This window comes from Mesorhizobium sp. WSM4844, from assembly GCF_055811775.1.
Map to the genome: position 1 here is coordinate 1 of NZ_JBVVQB010000230.1, position 240 is coordinate 240.

1 pseudogene is annotated in these 240 nt (G+C 60.4%); it reads right to left on the reverse strand.

Annotated elements, in window-relative coordinates:
* A pseudogene (locus tag AC0L2A_RS36550) lies at positions 1-159 on the reverse strand (transposase); the annotation flags it as partial.
* Positions 160-240 lie beyond the last annotated feature (81 nt).

The following is a 240-nucleotide window of genomic DNA, read 5'->3' on the forward strand; positions in this document are numbered from 1 at the left end:
ATGATCCATGTTGAGGTAGCGGGTCGCCTCGAGCCAGTTCTCGTGGATCTCCACCGCCAATGCCCGAACCAGCCGCAGACAGCTCTGCGGGTTGGGGAAGATGCGAACGACCAGGGTGCGCCGCTTGATCTCCTGGTTCAGCCGCTCCAGCATGTTCGTAACCGGTATGATCATGACGGTGCCATCCGATCCCCGCTGGAGATGAGCGATTTTCGGCGTATGGTGCGACCATCCGGGACA